Annotated in this window: 1 protein-coding gene and 1 pseudogene; both read right to left on the bottom strand. The window is 48.4% G+C overall.

The window, feature by feature from the left end; all coding sequences use genetic code 11:
- Positions 1-426 (bottom strand): annotated as a pseudogene (locus DW965_RS18700) (MobA/MobL family protein); the annotation flags it as partial.
- Between the two features lie 194 nt (positions 427-620).
- Positions 621-1,049, bottom strand: a complete 429-nt coding sequence (locus DW965_RS18695; protein ID WP_055218800.1) for a hypothetical protein — start codon at positions 1,047-1,049, stop codon at positions 621-623.
- Between the last annotated feature and the right edge of the window lie 217 nt (positions 1,050-1,266).

Genomic DNA, 1,266 nt, shown 5'->3' with positions numbered 1-1,266 from the left:
ATAGTGAGCATGACATGGGCGTGGGGATTGTGTCCCGGCGGATGGGGGGTCATGGATGGCAAAATCAGCAATCATGCCTTTGGAAACAAACTGCTGCTCACAAAACTCCCGGACAAGGACAGCATACTGGTCGGGTGGTATCTCTCTTGGGATGGTAAGCACCCACCGCCTTGCAAGCTGGGAGTTCCATTGCTTTTCCACCGCTTCGGCGGCGTTCCATAAAGTATTGCGGTCTGCATACGACCGTGGGGCGTTTGCCGGGAGCAGAATTTCATTGTGGACAATACCACGCTTTTCCGGGTAGTGCTTCACTTGCTGGTCGTATTCACAGAACAGCTTTTCGCCGCTTTGGTAAGCAGCGGCGGCAACCGCAGACTGCCGCTGGCTGCGCTGAACAATCGTGATTTCGTTGTGTGGGCAGGACATTTCGTGTCCCTCCTTTCGGTAATTGGTGGATGGGGTGGCGTTTTACCACCTCATTTCGGGCAGAAAAAAGGCAGGCAACCTTTTTCAGATTTCCTGCTTGGTGTGCCGCTGTGTGGGCGGCGGGTATTAAGTTGTAAAAGTTCGGGACAAGTTGACCCGATGTGTGAGTGGCAAACTGGAAGTTCTTACGCTTATCAATACCCCCACGTCATTAACTTCCATTCTCCACCTTCACACCGTGCAAGCCACCATGACCAAGTGTATTCTTCGTTCGCCTCCCATGCACCGCCGCCGTTTTTTGGCGAACGGAAACTACTTTTAAATGCAATACATTGCGTAAAGGCTTCTTTATTATCTTCCGTTCTTAAATCATTCATCCATTCAATGTTATCTGCATTGTTGCATTCTTCATCTGGCATATAAGAAAGGCTATGCAATTCACAGCCCTCAAACGAAGCGAACTGCTTTTTTATAATCTCAATGGCAGAATCTATTTCTTCTTTTGAATAAACGGAAGATGCTCCATAATCAATTTCCACTTTTGATGTATCGCCGTTCTTTCCGCATCCGGCAAAGAGAAGAACCAGCACAATGCAAAGCGTTACGGTTATAATCTTTTTCATAGTGAATACCTCCAACTCCCGATTTCTCATTGACTTCATTATACTTTATTCGACCCTCAAAGTACAGAGAGCTTTTGTAAAACTTGTCGGCTGGGAACAGCTTACAACGCAAGGTGTCCCCAGATGGCAAGTCCACAAAAGGGTAGCTGGCGGCAGCCAGCGCAGGGGAAGCGTAGCGTCCCCTGTTTGATTTGGAGCAGACCATGACTGCGGAAAA

It is taken from the genome of Blautia sp. AM47-4 (assembly GCF_003479865.1).
Lineage (GTDB): Bacteria > Bacillota > Clostridia > Lachnospirales > Lachnospiraceae > Fusicatenibacter > Fusicatenibacter saccharivorans.
This window is presented reverse-complemented; position numbering and strand designations above follow the sequence as displayed.